At 40.3% G+C, this 1,806-nt stretch carries 2 protein-coding genes; both read left to right on the top strand.

Features of this window, described 5'->3' with window-relative positions; translation table 11 throughout:
* Positions 1-314: 314 nt before the first annotated feature.
* Positions 315-1,280, top strand: coding sequence for a hypothetical protein (locus MHO82_RS25665; protein ID WP_239189457.1), 966 nt, complete (start codon positions 315-317; stop codon positions 1,278-1,280).
* Between the two features lie 45 nt (positions 1,281-1,325).
* On the top strand, positions 1,326-1,538 hold the full coding sequence (locus tag MHO82_RS25660; protein WP_239189454.1) for a hypothetical protein: 213 nt from the start codon (positions 1,326-1,328) through the stop codon (positions 1,536-1,538).
* Positions 1,539-1,806 lie beyond the last annotated feature (268 nt).

The following is a 1,806-nucleotide window of genomic DNA, read 5'->3' as shown; positions in this document are numbered from 1 at the left end:
GATTCTCTCTCTGGTTCATCTGAATATGACGACGTAGCGAGACTGAGCGAAGGAGGATTTTGAGGATGAACTCTTTTTTGAATTTTCAGCTTTTGGGGGGCTTCCTTGATTAGTAGTTACATATCTGACCGCGACCACATTTTAGCCCATCTCAAAACGTTTATATCGGTTTCATATTTGTGTATATTGGTTTCATATTTCATGCATTTATTTGTATTTTTGCATTTGAATTTTTAAAAAAATAAACCCTCGCAAGTGCGCCAACACTCCGAGGGCATGACAGACATCTCAACAGAAAATTTAAAGGATCTTCTATGCCTGTAATTAAAGTCTATCACCACGGTATGACTGCTGCTATACCTCCGCGAAAAAATAATCATGAACGCACTAAACGTGGTGTTGTTCAGGGTTGGTCTAAATCTGCTGCACGAAATAACACAGCTTGGCTTCGTTCTGTTTCTCCAGAAAGTTTTGATAATGATGATGAGTTTGGTGTTGCTTTCACTTTTACTATTCGGGATTGCCCAGAGACTTCCGATGATTGGCATCAGGTGAGAACTAATTTTATTAAACGTCTACGTCGATTAGGGATGCTTCGTCTTCATTGGGTTACTGAGTGGCAAAAACGCGGAGTTCCTCACCTTCATGGGATCGTTTTCTTTTCTAATGATTCTTGCTCTCTTTTTGATGAGTCCGGTTTTCCCGTTTCTTTGTCTTCAACTATTAAAGGCCATTGGATTGATGTGGCTGGTAAATATGGAGCTTCTGCACGTGGTCAAGACTTGAAATTAGTTACGGATATCAAAGGTTGGTTTAAATATCTTTCTAAGCATGCGTCTCGTGGGGCAGATCATTATCAGCGGTCTTCAGCGGGGATTCCTTCAGGTTGGATAAAAACTGGTCGTGTTTGGGGTCATTGTGGTGACTGGGTAACAAATGAGGCGGTACGCATTAATGCATCTAATGAATTTTATTTTGCGTTGAGAAGAATTGTTAAGAAGTGGCGTTTATCTGATGCCAGGTCTGCCTTGAAAAAATCACCGATGTTTATTAATCGTGATGGTTGGATGATTTTTAATCCTGCATGGCTATCTGCTAAGAAAAGGATCTCTTCTGCCAGAAAAATGTTGAAGTGTAATGACTTTAAAAAATCTCAGGTTCGGGGGGTTTCTGAGTGGATTGATTCGGAACAAACCCTCTTGATTGCTGAAATGCTTATTTCTCAGGGATATGAAATTTATGTTCCTGATGAAGAAGGTGCCTCTAGTGAGTCGGCTTAAAAACTCACTAAAGGCTAATCATAACTAGCTATAACAGGATTAATTATGACTAAGAGAAATTATTCAATAAGTGAGTTAAAAGATCTACTAAACGATCTCGAAAACCTTTCTAACTGTATTTTGACACTCACTACTGTTCCCGAACATATTGATGCAACTGCCTATGGCCAATTGCAGGAAGACCAATTTAATTTGATTCAATCTATTAATGGTTATGCTTCTATGCTTCATGCTCAATCGGCCACGCCCGCAGAATAAAAAGGAAAGGGGCCCCGTTTCGTCGGGGAAAGGCCCCTTTTTATTTTGTGGTTGTGGAGACAAGCGGAAATACATTTGATTTATTCACCCTTAATCAAATCCGCGCGTCAGTTATACATTAATTTAAGAGAAGAGAGAGAAGAGCGGGGAGGCAAGCGAAAGCGCCACGGATTCTCTCTCTGGTTCATCTGAATATGACGACGTAGCGAGACTGAGCGAAGGAGGATTTTGAGGATGAACTCTTTTTTGAATTTTCAGCTTTTGGGGG

The sequence above is a fragment of the Vibrio sp. Of7-15 genome (assembly GCF_022347565.1).
Lineage (GTDB): Bacteria > Pseudomonadota > Gammaproteobacteria > Enterobacterales > Vibrionaceae > NORP241.
Note: the sequence above shows the minus strand (reverse complement) of the source record. Positions and strands in the feature narration are given on the sequence as shown.